Source organism: Mammaliicoccus sp. P-M59 (genome assembly GCF_022386135.1).
Classification (GTDB): Bacteria; Bacillota; Bacilli; order Staphylococcales; family Staphylococcaceae; genus Mammaliicoccus; species Mammaliicoccus sciuri_A.
This window is the reverse complement of record NZ_JAJNJJ010000006.1, coordinates 103,092-120,020: the sequence shown is the minus strand read 5'-3', so window position 1 is coordinate 120,020 and position 16,929 is coordinate 103,092. Positions and strand designations below refer to the sequence as shown.

24 protein-coding genes are annotated in these 16,929 nt (G+C 30.0%); all 24 read right to left on the bottom strand.

What is annotated here, in order from left to right:
* Window positions 1-7: 7 nt before the first annotated feature.
* The 24 genes from LQ617_RS10455 to LQ617_RS10340 all read right to left on the bottom strand — a co-directional run bounded on the left by LQ617_RS10455 (window position 8) and on the right by LQ617_RS10340 (window position 16,888).
* Window positions 8-184: a hypothetical protein gene (locus LQ617_RS10455; protein WP_239740336.1), complete on the bottom strand. Its 177-nt coding sequence runs from the start codon at window positions 182-184 to the stop codon at window positions 8-10.
* A gap of 68 nt (window positions 185-252) precedes the next feature.
* Entirely contained in the window at window positions 253-627 is a 375-nt protein-coding gene (locus LQ617_RS10450; RefSeq protein ID WP_239740335.1) for a hypothetical protein, read from the bottom strand.
* Window positions 628-655: 28 nt separating this feature from the next.
* Window positions 656-1,198: a hypothetical protein gene (locus tag LQ617_RS10445; RefSeq protein WP_239740334.1), complete on the bottom strand. Its 543-nt coding sequence runs from the start codon at window positions 1,196-1,198 to the stop codon at window positions 656-658.
* A gap of 17 nt (window positions 1,199-1,215) precedes the next feature.
* The gene (locus LQ617_RS10440; RefSeq protein ID WP_239740333.1) at window positions 1,216-1,665 is read right to left on the bottom strand and encodes a hypothetical protein; all 450 of its coding nucleotides are present in this window, start codon (window positions 1,663-1,665) and stop codon (window positions 1,216-1,218) included.
* Window positions 1,666-1,668: 3 nt separating this feature from the next.
* Complete coding sequence (locus LQ617_RS10435) at window positions 1,669-2,949, bottom strand: RtcB family protein (protein WP_239740332.1); 1,281 nt, start codon at window positions 2,947-2,949, stop codon at window positions 1,669-1,671.
* Window positions 2,950-2,976: 27 nt separating this feature from the next.
* Complete coding sequence (locus LQ617_RS10430) at window positions 2,977-3,294, bottom strand: hypothetical protein (RefSeq protein WP_239740331.1); 318 nt, start codon at window positions 3,292-3,294, stop codon at window positions 2,977-2,979.
* A 352-nt stretch (window positions 3,295-3,646) separates the two neighbouring features.
* Complete coding sequence (locus tag LQ617_RS10425) at window positions 3,647-3,901, bottom strand: hypothetical protein (protein ID WP_239740330.1); 255 nt, start codon at window positions 3,899-3,901, stop codon at window positions 3,647-3,649.
* On the bottom strand, window positions 3,898-4,302 hold the full coding sequence (locus LQ617_RS10420; protein WP_239740329.1) for a hypothetical protein: 405 nt from the start codon (window positions 4,300-4,302) through the stop codon (window positions 3,898-3,900). The genes LQ617_RS10425 and LQ617_RS10420 overlap by 4 nt, the downstream gene beginning before the upstream one ends.
* A 19-nt stretch (window positions 4,303-4,321) precedes the next feature.
* Window positions 4,322-4,492, bottom strand: coding sequence for a hypothetical protein (locus LQ617_RS10415; RefSeq protein ID WP_239740328.1), 171 nt, complete (start codon window positions 4,490-4,492; stop codon window positions 4,322-4,324).
* A gap of 28 nt (window positions 4,493-4,520) precedes the next feature.
* Window positions 4,521-5,027, bottom strand: coding sequence for a hypothetical protein (locus tag LQ617_RS10410; protein ID WP_239740327.1), 507 nt, complete (start codon window positions 5,025-5,027; stop codon window positions 4,521-4,523).
* 13 nt (window positions 5,028-5,040) lie between these two features.
* Window positions 5,041-5,484 carry a hypothetical protein gene (locus LQ617_RS10405; protein WP_239740326.1) on the bottom strand — a complete coding sequence of 148 codons (444 nt, stop codon included), beginning with the start codon at window positions 5,482-5,484 and terminating at the stop codon, window positions 5,041-5,043.
* Window positions 5,477-6,172, bottom strand: a complete 696-nt coding sequence (locus LQ617_RS10400) for a hypothetical protein (protein WP_239740325.1) — start codon at window positions 6,170-6,172, stop codon at window positions 5,477-5,479. Before LQ617_RS10400 ends, LQ617_RS10405 begins: the two co-directional genes overlap by 8 nt.
* A 28-nt stretch (window positions 6,173-6,200) precedes the next feature.
* Complete coding sequence (locus tag LQ617_RS10395; protein ID WP_239740324.1) at window positions 6,201-6,395, bottom strand: hypothetical protein; 195 nt, start codon at window positions 6,393-6,395, stop codon at window positions 6,201-6,203.
* 33 nt (window positions 6,396-6,428) lie between these two features.
* Window positions 6,429-6,710, bottom strand: coding sequence for a hypothetical protein (locus tag LQ617_RS10390; protein WP_239740323.1), 282 nt, complete (start codon window positions 6,708-6,710; stop codon window positions 6,429-6,431).
* Window positions 6,711-6,712: 2 nt separating this feature from the next.
* Window positions 6,713-7,126, bottom strand: a complete 414-nt coding sequence (locus tag LQ617_RS10385) for a hypothetical protein (protein WP_239740322.1) — start codon at window positions 7,124-7,126, stop codon at window positions 6,713-6,715.
* A 33-nt stretch (window positions 7,127-7,159) separates the two neighbouring features.
* Complete coding sequence (locus tag LQ617_RS10380; protein ID WP_239740321.1) at window positions 7,160-7,345, bottom strand: hypothetical protein; 186 nt, start codon at window positions 7,343-7,345, stop codon at window positions 7,160-7,162.
* Between the two features lie 224 nt (window positions 7,346-7,569).
* Window positions 7,570-7,749 carry a hypothetical protein gene (locus LQ617_RS10375; protein ID WP_239704958.1) on the bottom strand — a complete coding sequence of 60 codons (180 nt, stop codon included), beginning with the start codon at window positions 7,747-7,749 and terminating at the stop codon, window positions 7,570-7,572.
* Between the two features lie 840 nt (window positions 7,750-8,589).
* Window positions 8,590-10,128 carry a DHH family phosphoesterase gene (locus LQ617_RS10370; protein ID WP_239740320.1) on the bottom strand — a complete coding sequence of 513 codons (1,539 nt, stop codon included), beginning with the start codon at window positions 10,126-10,128 and terminating at the stop codon, window positions 8,590-8,592.
* 49 nt (window positions 10,129-10,177) lie between these two features.
* The gene (locus LQ617_RS10365; RefSeq protein ID WP_239740319.1) at window positions 10,178-11,053 is read right to left on the bottom strand and encodes a hypothetical protein; all 876 of its coding nucleotides are present in this window, start codon (window positions 11,051-11,053) and stop codon (window positions 10,178-10,180) included.
* Between the two features lie 249 nt (window positions 11,054-11,302).
* A complete protein-coding gene (locus LQ617_RS10360; protein WP_239740318.1) occupies window positions 11,303-11,521 on the bottom strand; it encodes a hypothetical protein in 219 nt (72 codons plus the stop codon).
* 1 nt (window position 11,522) lies between these two features.
* A complete protein-coding gene (locus LQ617_RS10355) occupies window positions 11,523-12,635 on the bottom strand; it encodes a hypothetical protein (protein WP_239704953.1) in 1,113 nt (370 codons plus the stop codon).
* Window positions 12,636-12,647: 12 nt separating this feature from the next.
* Window positions 12,648-14,192 (bottom strand): DnaB-like helicase C-terminal domain-containing protein, encoded by a 1,545-nt coding sequence (locus tag LQ617_RS10350; RefSeq protein WP_239740317.1) that lies wholly within the window; start codon window positions 14,190-14,192, stop codon window positions 12,648-12,650.
* A 16-nt stretch (window positions 14,193-14,208) separates the two neighbouring features.
* Entirely contained in the window at window positions 14,209-14,730 is a 522-nt protein-coding gene (locus LQ617_RS10345; RefSeq protein WP_239740316.1) for a hypothetical protein, read from the bottom strand.
* Between the two features lie 112 nt (window positions 14,731-14,842).
* The gene (locus tag LQ617_RS10340; protein WP_239740315.1) at window positions 14,843-16,888 is read right to left on the bottom strand and encodes an ATP-binding protein; all 2,046 of its coding nucleotides are present in this window, start codon (window positions 16,886-16,888) and stop codon (window positions 14,843-14,845) included.
* Window positions 16,889-16,929: the final 41 nt, after the last annotated feature.

Below are 16,929 nucleotides of genomic sequence, written 5' to 3'. Positions count from 1 at the left end.
GTAATTACTACATTTTATCCAACTTTCTTGCAATTGTTCCTAATGTTGCTAAAACTGTAAACATGATTACTAATGAAATTAAGTTTATCCATGGATTTTCAAGGTCTAATCTAGGTTGAATTGCTGTGCCATATATTATCAAAATTATTATAGCTATAGATAAACCAATGATTCTATATTTCATTTAAAAACTCCTTTACTTACTTATACTACTATTATCACTTATATTCAGTTTTTTTCAATAGTGTTCATCTATTTGTTTGCTAATAATTCTTCTAATGTTTCAATTTGTCTATCTTTACTTTCAATCTGTTGCTTTAATAGTTTATTAACCTTTCTCAACCCTATTAATTCTACAACTGTATTCCAAATTAATATTAATATTACAATTTGTGCTACTAATTTAATTAATGCAGTGACAAGTAAAATAAACAATACATTTTGAAATAACATTAAAAGTATCGCCAATACTACTGAGAATACAATAGCGACTACATCATGCCAAAATACATATGTTCTTTCACCTTTTACCTTTTTCTCTACCCATTGCCAACTCACTGTAATTAGCAAGTATATAATTACAGTTAATATAGTACCATCTAAAAAGTTCTCAAATAAATCCATCATATTTTATTCTCCTTTTAAAATTCACATTTTATCGTTTTATATTATATGTATCTTGTGACCAACAACCATGATAATCTAAAGAAATCGTATTATCTCTAAAGTCCCATAATATGTAACGTATATTCTCAATACCTAATAATTCATTAAGATACTCTGTTTTTTCATTATCTACTATTTTTTTGATACTCATATCTTCATCGCCATATATCGTAACTTTCAATTTCTTTCCATTATGCATTATATAACCGTATCCTTTAGAGTAATGGTATTCACTTTCTATTGCTTGTCTATGTATTCTATATGAACCATTTTTTAACGGGTCATTGATTGAGTTATACTCCTCCATATCTATTTCATCAAATTTATCTCCAGACATCATTTTTATGTTTACAAATCTTTCAAGTTTCTCAATTACCATATTATCTATATTTATTCCCATAATAATATCTCTTTTTATCTTATTAGTTTTTTCTTCGCTTTTAATTATTTGCCTCACTATTAAATATATTCCACCAAATAACACAGCAAAAATTCCAACAGTTATTAAAAACGTAGTTAATACTTCACTCATCAAATTCCTCCTATAAATTATCTTCTAATAGCCATATTATCTTTAACATTATACTCAACAGTCTCTAACAATGGTATTAACTTAGCGTTCCTATTAGCAAGGTAGAGGATATTTCCTTTTTCGTCTGTTTTAATATAATATGTATATTTATCTAAACTTGCTTTGCCATACCCGACTATTTCAACTGTTTCTATATTATATTTTGAATATGATACTTTATTATCTATTATGTAATCATTACCGTTCGTAGATTGATTTTTATAATTTTCATAATCGATGCTTTCATATTCACCTGAAATCATTCTAACTTTAGCAAAATATTTTATATATTTTATATCTAAATCACTTAATTTAAACTTCTTTGGGTAGAATATTTCTCCTGTCATTACTAAAAATATTGGTGCAAACATTGTTGTCAAAACTGAAACTGCAAGAACACTCATACCTATTACCTTTAAGATATCCATACTTTATCTTTCCCACCATTTCTTTTCTTCAATACCTTTAAAGTTATAGACAGGCTTAATAATATCTACAACATCTACAGTATCTTTAATATTATCTAAAATCTCTTGCATTGGTTTATATGCATCAGGAGATTCATCAAGAGTGTCTTCTACCACAGTCGAACTATAAACATCTTTCATTTGTTCTTTAAACGTATCTATATCTAACTGAGCTTTTGCTTTACGTCTTGATAATACTCTTCCTGCTCCATGTGGTGCAGAACAATTCCAATCTTTATTGCCTTTTCCTTTGCCATATATAATTCCATCTCTCATATTGATAGGAATTAATACGTCTTTACCTTTTTCTGCATTACACGAGCCTTTACGCACAATATTTTTATTAATGTAATTGTGTGGTGAATCTATGTGCTTCTTACTATCCCATTCAATGTTAAAGAAATCTAAAATCTTATTGATAATGAATAACCTATTAGTATAAGCGTAATCAACTGCTACGTTCTGGTCATAGATATAGTCTTCTAAATCTTTACCCCATAAGTAACAATCTTCATCTTTATAATTAGAAAGCTTATCAAACTCTTTAAGTAAGTTGACAGTTGGTTGTATAGCTTCATATTTTCTTTGTCGTTTTAGTTCGTTTACAATAGGTTTAGTATCAATCTTATTGTGTAATTTAATAGCTTTAGTTTGGTAGTGTTTCTCTATTGCTGCACCTAAAAACCTACTACCTGTATGCACAATTAAGAAATATTCATCTTCACTATTTTTACCTATTTCAATGAAGTGATTTCCTCCACCTAATGTACCAATTGAATTCAATCTTTTTTGAAACCCAACGTCTTGAAATCTTAATTTTTTTGTTGTAAGTTCGTTTAAAAAGACTTTCTGTATAACTTTTTCATTACTTTCGCTCTCAAACAATGATTCAAAAAATATTTCTGTATCTTCATTTGTTCTAGGATAAACTGAGATGTTTTTGTGTATAAAATTATCTAATTTCTCAAGTTCTATTTTATCTAACTTCCCTAACGGATACATAGACATACCACAGCCAATATCTACGCCAATGTAAGAAGGTGAAATCTTCATATCGTTCACATCATTAAACATAATCGTTGTACCAATAGCACAGCCTTTACCTTCGTGAACATCTGGCATCATAACTATATTGGTATCTTTTAAATAATCTAAATTAGTCATATTTCTAACTCTTTCTATTGCTGTCCACTCAATATTTGTAGTCATTATTTCTGCTTTATTATATTTGCCTTTAATAAACATTATTTTCCTCCTAATAAAATCTGAATTTTATTTTTCTAATTTCTCCATAACTTCTAAATACATGTTTGAATAATCATTAACAACACTACTTTTATAAACATAAATCATCTTTTCAAATCTCTTGCGTTTAACAATGAAACCTAATGCTTTCATTTTATCTATAAATAATTTCTGTTCAGGTTTAGATAAAGTAAATTCTTTAGTATCTGAATAATAATATTTATGACCAATAGATTGATATTTACCATGTTTATTATAAAGTTTTTCAACTTTCAGAACTAAGTTTTTAACAGTTTGTTCTCTAACTCTATTTTTGTATAAGTGTTTATCTTTAAATTTCTCCAAAAACTATCACTACCCCTAACTTCTTACAACGTCATAATACTCAACCGTCTTAGCTTTCTATACTGCCTTAATTTTTCTATCTTCTATAGGCGTTTTGATATATTCAAACATAAGCTTAATTAACTTTTCCTTCTCCTCATCTGGTAGCCATGTGAATTCTCTATAAGACGTACCTATTTCATATGTATATAATGTGTGCGTGCTAACAAGTTCTCATCTTGAATTACAGATATATTCGTATACTTCATCTGTATCAAAATCATCTACTTCGTATTTATACTTATATCCTAACTCTATAACCTTCTCTTCAAACTCTTTACTTGTCATAAATTATTTCCTCCTAATAAAACCATTATTTTATTTTTGAAATTTTAGTGTCTAACCAATCATTAAAAAGTAAGACTGAAAACATCCCAATAATCCCTGCAATAATAATCCCAAATAGTGCACCAGCAATTTTTAAATAAAGCATAATGTCAAAGTTGTTGATGAGTTCTTTATAAATATATACACACTGAAAAATCATTAATACAAGAAATCCTAATACGATAAATCCTCCTAGTACAATCAGGATTCTAAAAACTAGATTCAACAATATATCCTTCATTTACTCACTCTCTTTTCATATTTCTCTTTTAACTTCAAATAGTTTTCATATTCTCTTAACTCTTCTTCTTTTTTTCTTTTTAGTTTGCGAGCCTGAACTTCTTTATTTATCTGCTCTACTACTTCAAGGTTAACTAAGTCATTGTTGTCTAACATTTCTCTCATTACTCCATCAGAATCGTATTTGTATATATCAGCAATTTCATCCTCTGATATTCCTCCATAGCTAGTACACATATCTATGTCTTCATAGTATTCTCTATAAAATACTTTTTTGTCTGAAGTGATAACAATGAGCCTGAACCCGTTACCATACTCTTCTAATTTAATATTCTTTATTTCTTTATTAATTAACTCATCTTCCCAATAAAGTATTTCAACATCATTTTTTAAAATTTTCATATTTTATTCTCCTCTTAATTTAATTATCTGTGTAAAAAATAGTAAGTGCCATGTATTCTCCATCTTGTGATTGAGTTCCATTTATTATATTGATACCAGCGTTATCATCTAGCCACCTCTGAACTTTAAATTCCATTAACTCTTCTGGTACATTTGTAAAAACTTTTACAAATACTTTATTGTTTCCCATAGTTTATCCTCCTGATAAAATCATTGTTTTATTCCCAAAAGCCCCACTCATTACTTTCTTTTTCTTTCATGATATGGTCGTAACTAACCTCAAAATTCTCATTGTCAAGGAAGTCCTTTAACTTTTTCTTACGATTGATTAAAACATGTAGATTTCCATTCTTAGCAAGCTGTGTATCTTGATAACTATTTACATACTCATTATCCCAGTCCCAATCGACAAAGTATTCCTCTTTTGAATTATCATCATATGCAACTTCTACACTTGTTATATCCGCATGCTGAATTAGTCTCTTAGAACAACTAAGACTTTCTTCATCATCTTCATCAAATAGTCCTAAAGTTTTAATTGTTTCTGGTTTAATGATATCTAAATAGATACTATTAGCAGTTTGTAGCTTATCAATACTATTGATTGCATTTCGTCTTACACTTATATCTATGTCTTCAATAATTATATTTCCTAAATGCTTAGTTGGAATATTTATATATTCACAGTTTTCTAAAACTAATACTATTTCTTTTACTTTTGTCATATTTTATTCTCCTTTAATCACTCTCTATAAACAGAAACAAATAAGTATTTCTTTCATCGACATCACTAATTCTATTGCTATTCTTATTTCTTCTTAATTTATGTAATTCTAAGTACTTAAATGCTTCATCAACTTCACTTTCAAGATTCATTATATGTTCACAGTTTTCGCATAAAGCAGTTAGGGTTAACGAGTGTGATTTTTTTCCACATCTTTCACATAAGTTTCCATTAACTACTTCATTAATTTCTATACTTCTTATAATTTCTAATCGTGTCCCAGTGTATAAATTAAGCTCTGACTCTAAATAATAATCTTGATTATGTTTAAAACTTCGTTTAACTAAAGGTTGATATATATTATCCGATGCAACACCAGTAACTTTTTTTAAAATCGACCCTATATCCCCATTTTTTGTTGTGAACACATTATCAGTAGTTAAATCAATTCTATCCATTTTCTTTGCTCGCTATTTTATTTATAAGACCTTCTAAATCATCTGGAATTTTGATTTCATTCCCTATGTCTTTACCTTTACTATCCTTATATTCATTTACCATTTTCTCTAGTGTTAAATCGCAGTACTCATCTTCCCAATCACCAATAACATACATTCTATCGTTTAAGTAATTATTTCCATTAATTTTTTCAACAAAAACCCCAAACAAAATAGGGTCTTTTTCCCTTTTCTCCGCTTGAACTTTTCGTTCTGAATTACCAGTATAATCAGTAAAAAGAACATAAAATTTATCAAATAACCCTTTAGTTTGATTGTATTTCTCTATAACATCATCTGGAATATCCCTACTGTAATTCTCCATCTCGATAATTTTCACCACATCGTTAGCTACATCTTCAATGTATTCAAATACATCATCTCTATATACAAATGTATCTACACCAGATTTAATTACAATTCTTTCTTTTTCAACGCAAGAAGTTAAATGAATCAATTTCTCTAATGCTTTCTTTTGTCCAGTACTTTCATACTTAGTAATTAACCTTAAGCAGTTATTATAATATTCATCTAATGATGTATCCGTTACTACATTTTTCTTATTTTTTACTTCGTTGAAATAAGCACTTGGGCTCATTTCTTTATTATTTTTATTGAATAACTTTTTAACTTTTTCAATTAATTTCATATTTTATTCTCCTTATAAAATCTTCATTTTATACTACTTCATAACCCTTTAAATCTACACATTCTTCTGGAGCTTCTGTAGTGACAACAAAATTATCATATCCTTTTTCATACATATATACGATACCAGTTTTTCTTAACTTATATCCGTTTGTTCCAGAATAGTATCGCACAGCTTTCTTATATTTCTCATCAATCATATACAAAGTGTAAATTTCCCACATCTTTTATCTCTCCTTATTAATAAAATGTTTCTTTTATTTCCATCTCAACCTATGAAATGTTGGGTATGTATACCTTTCTAACTCATAAACGATTACTTCATTTTCTTCATCTGTAGGTAACTCATCTCTACTATATTCACTAACAACATTGTAAACCAACCCATTCAATTCAACGACCTCTTCATCCATTGGGAAATCTTTCAATTCACCAATAAGAATATATTTCCCAGTTTCTCTTATTAGTTTTTCTACTTCATACTTATATCCTTCTTTACCACCTGTGCCATGATATGATTGAATTACTTTTAAACTCATATTTAATTCTCCTCAAATTTCTCTTTTAATTTTATATATTTTTCGTAATCACGCTCTTTTTGTAATCGTTCCAATTCTTTTTCTCTGTTTTCTCGATACGCTTTATACTTCTCCTCATCAACTATTCCAAACTTAATGAGAAAATTTATTATATCCATATTAGGATAATCTTTTGTAACCATATTCAGTAACCTATCTTCTGTCATATGTGTTCGTCTAATTCCATCATAGTCATCTTCTAAAATGTTTATATACAAAAGCTTATCCTCTGTGACAATCATCGTAATAGTATTGCCGACATATCCATATGCTGCATAGTCATCGAAAACTCCTAAAATTTTCTTACCGATTAAATCATCTGTATCATAAACAACCTTCGCATCTTTATTTATTAGTTGATTTTTTAACTCACTCATTTTACTCTCTCCTTTTTTTATAAAACCTTGATTTTATATTTTTTCCATTTTACTTAGTCTAAACAACGTTTCCTTATTACAGTTACCATACATATCCCAATCATCATCTTCAAAGAATTCTAATACAACTTCATTATCTGTGCTTGTAAATCTTGTATCATATAAATCGTTATCCCATACATATTGTATTAACTGCGGCATGTTAAATTCTCTATCCATGCTAACCACTCCTTTTTGTTATCTTAAATATATTATATTTTATCTTTTAAAAGAAGTCAAGAATTATTTTTCACATTCTCGACTTATCTTTTTACTAAATCTTTCAATGTTTTATCATATTGCTTAAACACTTCTTCAGCTAACTTAATAATCTCTTGTTCTCTATTGTTTTCTTTAATATCTTTTGACTTACACATAACATATTCTCCTCTATATTGTTCAAATCAATTTTTATTCCCTCTTACTTTTTTCTTAACCTCATTCTCTTTTACTATTTCTTCTAAGTGTTTATATGTGTGTTTCAGCAAAGCTTGACCCTTACTCATTTTTAAAATTCTTGAAGCTTTTTTGATTGTTAAATATTCTTTATTATTCACTTCAATAACCAATGTCTCTGCATTCATTATAAGCACTCCTTTATTTATCTTTTAAACCTTCAATAATCTCTCCATGTCTCTCAAGCGTTCTATCTACAAGCTTAAGCACATCTCCATCTATATGCTGTTGCTCGCTTTTACTCATAGTTATTCACCTCTTTATTAATATACAACACATTATTGTATTTTGTAACTATTTATACCCAAAAATTCATGATAAAAACTCACTTTTATGACAAATAAAAAAGCACTCTATTACAGGGAAAGGTTGGTAGTAAACCCTGCTAGAGTGCTTTTCAAAAAAGGTTGGTAATTAAAAATGAAATTTAAAATGTGCTCTATCTTGGAGTTGCACCAAGAATACTCTGTTTAGTACGTCAACTAGACTTGAGCATAAGTAGTGAGGATGGATACGAAGCCACCCCACTTATGTAAGGGAGACGTTTGTTGATTAACAGCCACCTTACTAAACATATACAATCAAATATTTAAATTATCTTTTTAAATATTTTTTCGAGTGTAACACATAAGGAACGCTTTAGTCGGCTTCCACACCTTTTCAGATACCTTATATATTTATTATTAATCACTCGTTGAACACCTTAAACTTTATGAGATAAGGAATAAAGAAATTTATTTGTGTAATTAATTTTTTTAAATTAGGAAAACCCATAAAGTTTAAGAATGTTCAACCAATAATTAACTTGTATACTTATTATACTACGTTTAATCTTTGATGTCAATAGTTTTGTTATATTTTATTTTTGTATAAGTTATGTTGAGAAGCTAATCACTAACCTCTCAACTAACCTATATTCATAATATCATGTCTATATTTTAGTGTCAACAATTTTTTATATTTTATTTTTAAAAAGGTAAATCTGAGAAGTCCATATCATCTAAAGCTTGAGTGATTGTTTCTCCTACACCTATCTCAAAGTCTTCAATCAATAGTTGTGGTGTGTTCTTACCCATAAACGTATTTACTCCTGCTGTAGCTACCATATTCATTGTTATCGTACTAGGTGCTTCGATAATAGAATACTTTTCAGCTTCACTAATATTAAACTTCACACAGTCTACCCCTTGCACAGTAAACTTAATTGTTCTTTCAGTCTTACCAATGAATTTAATATCGTCTTTTTGCATTACATAATCTTTAACGTGAATTAATGGCTCATCTATACCATTACACCAAATATCACTATTGTCAGCTAACTCATATATTGTATCTGTATCAGCATAACCATTCCATTGGAAGTCCACTTCGTACTCAGCATCATTGAAATCTACATCAGATAGTAATTCATCTAGTTCATCTTGTACTGAGCCTGCAACGCTAATATCAAACTCAACTCCGAAAGCATTGGCATGTCCTTTACATACAAATTTACCTGTATCTGTTAGAAACTTATTTAAATCAGTGATAGGACTATTAGGAACATTCCTAGCTGAGCCTTTTAACTGATTACCAATTAACTTAACCATTAATACTGGTCGTTTATACTCACGTACTAACTTCATCGCTACTAAACCATTTAGCCCATTATCTTCAATAATACCAGTTGAATTAACAATTAGAATCTTATGTTGGTCAGAACCTTTTTCTTTAATTCTTTCGGTAATCTTCTCCATTACTTCATCTTCTTGTTTCTTTTGCCTACGTTTAACTGCACTTGCTCTTCTATAAGCTTCAGCTACAATATGCTCATCTTTCTTTAAACGTTTATTGAATATTGTATAGTCAAACTCACACATACCATGTATTACTTGTTCTAACTCATCTGGCTTACCCATTCTAAAGACTGAATTGAATAGTGGTGCTACATTGAAACCTATATCTTTAGCTGTCATATCTCTTGTATCTTCAAGATTACTATTGTGGTTAATTAAGTATTTAATTAGCTTGCTATGTATGTTTTCTTTCTTTAAGCCTGTTCTCATCATATAGTAAGCTCCGATATCTTTAGAGAAGTCTGCTCTATCAGCGACCATACCTGAAGCACTTAAATCTTGTAAATCTGTAGGCAATGGTAAATCATACAGTTCAGAATATCCTAAACAAAACAGATACGCCATAGCTGAGCCTGTTAAAGCTTTATTTATAAAATCTGGTGACAATTGATTATTAATAATTACAGCAGGTGTAGATGTTCTTTCTTCAGCTAAATGGTGGTCAATAACCAATACATTTATACCATGTTTATGTAATTCATCATGCTCTAGGAAGTCTGCACTGCCAGCATCGGGTGTTATTAATAAATCTCCCTTAGATAACGCCTCCAAAGTGCTATCAAGACGAATACCATGATATTTACCTTTAGGTGCAATTACGACTACATTATCATAATTCAAATGTTGTGATATATATTTATACATAATTGCAGAACTCGTCAAACCGTCCATATCTGGCTTTTATACCCTAGCTTTCGCTATATTTATTGTCGCATAATTTTTATATTTTATCTTTATTTAAAATTTTTAAATATTTTCTTTCCATTCTTGTTTCTGTTGTGCTATCTTTATACATTTTCTCAAATAAGTCTTCGCTTTCTTTTATAGTTAATTTTAAAGTACAAACTCTGTAATCACATCTTTTGTCTTCAATAATTGTTCCCCCAATTATATTTTGTAAATCTTTAGCGAAGCAAATGCATGTTGAAAAAGCAAAACTAAATGAGTTTTCTATTGTTTTTCTTTTATGGATATATACAGTACCATTCCCATCGTAATAACCTCTTAAATAACTGTAAAAATGTTCTCGTGGTAATTCCTCAGGGTTAGGCAGGTTTTTCTCCAATGACTTATTATATGTAACACCTTTTTTAATTAAGTCGTCACAAGTTTTTTGTGATTTCAATATAATTTTACAAATTTTACTTTCTGGGTTATATCCTTTTTTCACCCAACTGTTCTGAGTTTTTTCAGTATAGAACTTGACAGGGTTTGTTGCACTTATTGCATTTTTAAACTTATCAAGCATATCTGAATCATTTTCGTGTAGAGTGATTCCCAAACAGTCTTCTCCATAATATTTATTCTTATATTGCTGTATGTATCCATCAGCCATTATAAAGCCTAACCAGTATGCTTTTTCATGAGAGTCAATTTTTTCAAAATAATCAAAGTTATGAAAGTAAGTTCTATAATGATTACCTTTTGTTGTTTTTACTTTCATTTCTTCAAATATCTTAGCGAGTTTATGCCTATTTATATTATATTTCTCTTGAAGTTTTCTTAATGATACATTATTTTCTTTGTATTCTATTATTAAAGTATTTAAAAGTTGCTCATCAAACTCTGTGATTCTATACGCTCTCTTATTTCTCATCGTTTCCCCCTAAATTTATATATGCGACAAAAGGGAATAGACTATACCATAACTCTATGAGCCACCTATTATAGTCGTTGAACGTTCATCTGTTCCAGACGCTTCGATGCGTGGTTATCCAATCTTTTGTGATGTTACCATACCGAGTTTCATTACGCTCGCCACTTGTATATCCCTATACAAGCTTGGTTACAAAAGCTCTAAGGAACTTCCCGCAATTTAAGGTGTTTATAGTGGACTCAGACAACGTTAATCCACTTGTATAGCAATCTTGCTACCGTTCTCAATATGCTTATTCAATAAACTAATACCTTCTTCGATATTCTTTAACTTTCTCCAATTAGGCATTAAATCTTGTGTAGGTTTAACTATCTTTTGTATATCCTCTTCATTTATTCCTCGATTTCTTAATACAAAATGAAGAGGAGTAACAGAAGAAGTATATTCACTTTTTAATGTTACTTCCACTTTACTCCCTACTTTCCAATTCTTTTAATGTTAGAACATGCTTGTCGTGTTCCATAATATTTTCTAATGTTTCCTTACTGGCATCTAAAGGACTTTCTTTTAGCCCTAAATATCCTCTAGTATCAGTTAGATGATAAGTTCTCACATATGGAGCAAAGTGTTTACCAATCTTTTTTACTTTACTCATATATTCATCATACTCTGGTGAGTCAGTAATGAAATAATCTTTATCTAGTGCGATAATAACTTCATCAATATCTAAATTTAATAGTAAATCTGCTTGATATTTAGACATATTAGTACCACAAATGGCTACTACAAAGTTATCATCTCCATAGAACGTATCTGCAAATAAGCATGACTTCTCTCCCTCAACAATCATTGCTTTCTTTCTACGTCTAATCGTTTCTTTATTCTGATATAAACCATATAGTGCATACCCAAGTGGGTGGTTATATCCCACCTCACCTACATATGTTGGTATATATTTTGCATTGCTGACTAATTCTTTCTTCCAGTTCCTACTTCTTACTCCGATTATCTCTCCATTCTCATCGTAATGTGGGATAACTGTTTGAAACATTTCAGCATAAAACATAATATTATACTTTCTCATAGTTGGTACTGATATTCCTTCTTCATACCAAGTACTAGGGTATGCTGTAATAAATGGTGATAATATACTTTTCGGATATTTCTTAAGTTTTGGTTGTGGTTTCTCTTTCTTAACTACTTTGTCTAACCATTCCCAATCGCTTATAGTTTTAACTACTTTATTAAAGCCTACAGGGTTATTACTAAAGTTGATGTGTTTACCTAATATCTTACCTAATTCTTTAATTGATTCAGAAAAGTTAAGTTTTCTCCCTCTATTACCATTAACCTTCTCAATCAATTCATAAATATCAAATGTTCCACAACCTGTATAGCATTGAAATGAGTGAGTTTCTGGGTAGTAATAAAGCTTATGTGAGCCACCAGAGTGATTATGGCAGACCGTTTGCCCAATTACTTCCCCATTGTTCCCCTCATGATAATCACTATTGTAATAATCTAATACTTTTTTTATGTCGTTTTCTGTTAGCGAGGTCTTAAATTTATCTTTATCAAACAAATTTATTCCCTCCTAGAAATCGTATTCTTCCACTGCTTCAACTGATTCCAATACTCGCTCTGGAACATTAATTTGTTTACCATTATTATCAGTCATAAACAAATCTGTCATACGCATAGTATCAAAATCTATGTATAAATATAATCTACCTTTAAACTTTGATTCGCGGTTCTTATAAATATGCCAAACCATGTTAGGTAGTTTTCTGTAACCGTCTTTCGTAATATGTTCAATCTGTTTTAATTCTTTCTCAGTAGGTTGATTCATGATACAAGCCTTAGTGAATTTATCTGCCATAGACTTTGCACCACGTAACATACGACTATCAAATGAATCACTAGCTGGGTCAAAGTTACCATTTAACTGAGTAGATGTGGATAAATGGAAGTTATATTCTTTTGCTAGTTCCTCTAATCCTGCTGCAAAGATACTTAACATCATATCCTCACGAGTACTCATACCTTTAGTCTTGTTTGCAATCTCAATCATGATTTCAAAGTTTAAGTGGATATAGTCAAAGTAAACGTAATCTACCTCATGTTGAACTGCGTATTTTTTGATTACTGAGTTAATTGTTTGTGGGTCAAATTTAGGAATATATTCAATAAAGAAATTACTACATTCATTTAGGTGTTCAATAGACTCTTTAATCACTTCATATTCTTTATCATTCCATGCACCATCTCTTATATTTTCTTCTTTAACACCTGAAATATAAGCCCAGATAGTTGGCTCTAACTTTTCTTGTTCCATCTCAGTAGAGATAAACAATACTTTTTCAGAGTTGCCTTTTGATTCCCACTTATTGGTCTTCCAGTTATACCATTTGCTAATTGATAAATCTGTTGCTTCTGCCAATGCTGTACGAGATTTAAATGCATTTGTAGTAGCTGAACGTAACATTGATGAACCTTTTTGATGTCCTCTAAATATTGTATTTTGTAATTTGCCACATGTTGATACTCCATATTGAGGTTCTTCAAGAAAACTTTGAAGTAAGTCCATACCATTTTGCCCTGCTATACCACCTTCAGTATCATGTCCAATACCAAATTTGCTTGAAAAATCATTTACAATTCTTTCATAATGTTCTATGATTTCATCTATTGATAGTTGTTCAAATCTAGTCTGATAGTGGCTGTTTAATTCTGAGTCTTCAGATACCTCATAGATACCTTCAAGTGAGAATCCTTTCTCTTCTACATCACGTAGCAATGAAAACTTTCTGATTCTTGTAGCATATCTTAAGTATGAATCTGGATTAGCTATTTCTTCTACTTTGTAAAGGAACTCTACCCCACCATTTTGTTCAAATGTTTCATACATAGTTGGATAGTTGCTTAAATATTCATCAATATTTGCAGGCTCAATTCTTGTCATTCCATCTTTTAAATATAAATTGTTGATAGCTGCAAATATAATTTGATAGAACTTTGACTCCCCTTTAGTGTAAAAATCACTTCTATCTAGTCTAATTTTACTTTCTTCAAGAAGTGAAGGTTCTTTCATCAAAGTAGCCAATGCATAACATAAATCTTTTGTTGGAAATAATTCCATTTACTCCACCACTTCCCTATATATCTTCCATATCAATTAATTTCTTCTTACGATTATTGCTTCTATTTTTCTTAGTTTTAACTTTTACTGTTTTTGTTTCTGCTTCTATGTATTTTTCATTCTTTAATCTGGCTAAATTCATATAGAACTCTTTAGCATCCTCCATGATATATGGGACAATACCTATACCTTTAGACTTACCAGTATCGTTTTGTTTAACGACAAAGAAGTATTCTAATGCTAATTGAATTGCGTAATATCTATAGTTATATTCAGTGTGATACTCTTTGATTTGTTTTAATATAAAACCAGTAGGTGCTTGAATATCAAATAGCTTACAAATATACTCAATTAACTTTTTTCTTTCTTCTTTATCTCTTTCTTTAGCAATATCTTGTTCTGACATATTAGATAGACGTTCATTTTCTTTCTTCGTTAAACATTCTTTATGCCAATATCTTTTACTAGTGCTTTGATGAATCATATTTTCCTTTTCATCAGACTGATTGCAATATGGACATTTAACTTTTCGTGCCACATTACCACTTCTTTCATATTGATATTTATATGTAATTTCTATGTATATGTAATTTAAAAATGTGTTCAGTAGAGGGTTAATCTACTGAACTATTTATTATATTTTATTTTTGTTAACCTTCTAAATCATCTAAGAATATTGACATCGCTTCAACATGTTTCTCAGTTAAATCTGCAACTCTAACTGCTGCTGCCTTCTTATCATCAGTGAAACCAAAGTAATCAGACATTTTATCTGTGTAGATATCTTTTTTGCCTGCTTCAACATACTTCTTACCTAGTTCAACCATTCTTGCTTTTAACTCTTCAAAGTCTAATTCTTCTTGTGCGTATGAATTTTCACGTGTCTCAGTGGCTTGAACTCCATCTGCTTCTGCTTGTTTGTCTACTGCAATACTAATAGCATCAACAAGGTTATCGTAAGTAAATACAATTGACTCTGGAATGTATTTAAAACGTGAACCAGCTTGAACTAATGGAGTTTCTCTCATGTACAATCTTGTTTCTTGAGCGCCCTCTTCATTAACTACGGGTAGAATATGACCAGAAATATCAGCCATTCTGTTAACTAGTGTTTTAGCACGTTTAGATAGTGTAGATTGGAATTGGTCTGACTCTTCCCCAGTGATTGATGTAATAGTTACTTGTGTTGAGTGAGAAATTAATACTAAACCATATCCCATCATAGGAATCTCACGAACTTTTTTATCAAATTCTTTTGCAATCATTCCATAACCTGCACCAAATGGAATGTCTCCAACTTTAGTAACACCGTTTGAAGATAATACAAAATCTTCACATAAGTCCCAAAGAATATCTACTGTATCGATAACAATTGTTTCGAACATATCTTTTACTTCTGGTTTGCTTAACTCCTTAGTAAACTTACGGAAGTCAGCCCATTTTTTAATCGGTTGAACGTACACACCATTTAATGCGTTTGTCCCTGCTTCAGTTGCCGCAAATAAAGGCTTAGGAAATTTACTCGCTAGTGTAGTTTTACCCACTTTAGGCGCACCTGCTGTGAAAATGATTTTACTTCTTAAGTCTTTTGATACTACCGTTGGTTTAATTTCTGTTAAATTCATTAATAAATCTCTCCTATTTTCTCTTTTTTTATTTATGTAATACTCTGTTATCAAATTGTCTAATTCTATAGTTTTTTTATTTAATATTTTATCTTTTTCTAATTGCTTGAAATACTCATTCATTTCCCAAACTATATCTTGTTTTCTCCAAAGATAAGTATTCGCACCTTCATAATAAAGGTGGTTGATTATATCTCTTGCCAAATTATTGCCAGAATACCTTAATTTATAAAAGTTTGAACCATATTTGTTTTTCAATATGCTTGCTCTAACTTTTGCTTTAGAGTAAAAACCTTGCTCTTGAAAATATTTATGTAAGCCGTCCATCATAGGCTTAGAAACTCCGCTCCACTCAATAGTGTAATGTTTCATTTCAGAAGGAGTTGTATAACCAATTGAACCATCTCCGTCTGTGAACCCTCTAATAAAATCCCTCAAAAATTCTTTAGGTACTTGTTCTTCTGTAGGAAATTTTAAACTGTAACTTTTTCTAGGGGTGCAACCTAATCTGCATAAATCACCAAACATTTGTTTAGACCTCACTCTTAGCCCACACATATTTGTCTCATAAGTACCAAATGAACCTTTACGGTTATTCACATAATATTCAAATGGATAATCAGTATCCAAAGCAATCTGAAACTTATGAACGTGGGTAATATCTTCACCTTTAAGATATAGTTTTATTGTGTTTTGTCTTTCTATTATTGAGCCATCAGCATATAACATTCCTAACCAATATGCTTTATCTGGAGCATCAATTTTATTAAAGTATGTATGATTAATTTTATACACTTGTTTATATGTGGTGTGATTAACAAGTGTTTTACCTTCATCTTTCATCATATAACGTATTGTTTCGTGATTAACCTTAAACTTGTGTGAAATATATGCTATAGCAATTTTCTTACCAAAGTGTAAGTCAAAAATATGTTCTTTTTGTTCTTCCGACCAAATTATTTTTCCAAACTTACCACTTCTGTCTAGCACATAAAGTTCGTCTGGTTTGTTGAAATGATGAGATACTTGGTCATAAATATCTTGGTTAAATAATTTGGTTTTTTTAACCAATACCTACTCATCTCCTATTCAATTATGTGGGAGGTTTCACC

Bases quoted from the DNA above. Each gene is read 5' to 3' on its own strand.
- LQ617_RS10370 (WP_239740320.1), bottom strand. From the start codon at position 10,128: ATGGACGGTTTGACGAGTTCTGCAATTATGTATAAATATATATCACAA.
- LQ617_RS10450 (WP_239740335.1), bottom strand. From the start codon at position 627: ATGATGGATTTATTTGAGAACTTTTTAGATGGTACTATATTAACTGTA.
- LQ617_RS10455 (WP_239740336.1), bottom strand. From the start codon at position 184: ATGAAATATAGAATCATTGGTTTATCTATAGCTATAATAATTTTGATA.
- LQ617_RS10400 (WP_239740325.1), bottom strand. From the start codon at position 6,172: ATGAAATTAATTGAAAAAGTTAAAAAGTTATTCAATAAAAATAATAAA.
- LQ617_RS10445 (WP_239740334.1), bottom strand. From the start codon at position 1,198: ATGAGTGAAGTATTAACTACGTTTTTAATAACTGTTGGAATTTTTGCT.
- LQ617_RS10410 (WP_239740327.1), bottom strand. From the start codon at position 5,027: ATGACAAAAGTAAAAGAAATAGTATTAGTTTTAGAAAACTGTGAATAT.
- LQ617_RS10380 (WP_239740321.1), bottom strand. From the start codon at position 7,345: ATGGATAGAGAATTTAACATGCCGCAGTTAATACAATATGTATGGGAT.
- LQ617_RS10405 (WP_239740326.1), bottom strand. From the start codon at position 5,484: ATGGATAGAATTGATTTAACTACTGATAATGTGTTCACAACAAAAAAT.
- LQ617_RS10365 (WP_239740319.1), bottom strand. From the start codon at position 11,053: ATGAGAAATAAGAGAGCGTATAGAATCACAGAGTTTGATGAGCAACTT.
- LQ617_RS10375 (WP_239704958.1), bottom strand. From the start codon at position 7,749: ATGAATGCAGAGACATTGGTTATTGAAGTGAATAATAAAGAATATTTA.
- LQ617_RS10390 (WP_239740323.1), bottom strand. From the start codon at position 6,710: ATGAGTTTAAAAGTAATTCAATCATATCATGGCACAGGTGGTAAAGAA.
- LQ617_RS10420 (WP_239740329.1), bottom strand. From the start codon at position 4,302: ATGAAAATTTTAAAAAATGATGTTGAAATACTTTATTGGGAAGATGAG.
- LQ617_RS10385 (WP_239740322.1), bottom strand. From the start codon at position 7,126: ATGAGTGAGTTAAAAAATCAACTAATAAATAAAGATGCGAAGGTTGTT.
- LQ617_RS10440 (WP_239740333.1), bottom strand. From the start codon at position 1,665: ATGGATATCTTAAAGGTAATAGGTATGAGTGTTCTTGCAGTTTCAGTT.
- LQ617_RS10425 (WP_239740330.1), bottom strand. From the start codon at position 3,901: ATGAAGGATATATTGTTGAATCTAGTTTTTAGAATCCTGATTGTACTA.
- LQ617_RS10395 (WP_239740324.1), bottom strand. From the start codon at position 6,395: ATGTGGGAAATTTACACTTTGTATATGATTGATGAGAAATATAAGAAA.
- LQ617_RS10435 (WP_239740332.1), bottom strand. From the start codon at position 2,949: ATGTTTATTAAAGGCAAATATAATAAAGCAGAAATAATGACTACAAAT.
- LQ617_RS10415 (WP_239740328.1), bottom strand. From the start codon at position 4,492: ATGGGAAACAATAAAGTATTTGTAAAAGTTTTTACAAATGTACCAGAA.
- LQ617_RS10350 (WP_239740317.1), bottom strand. From the start codon at position 14,192: ATGGAATTATTTCCAACAAAAGATTTATGTTATGCATTGGCTACTTTG.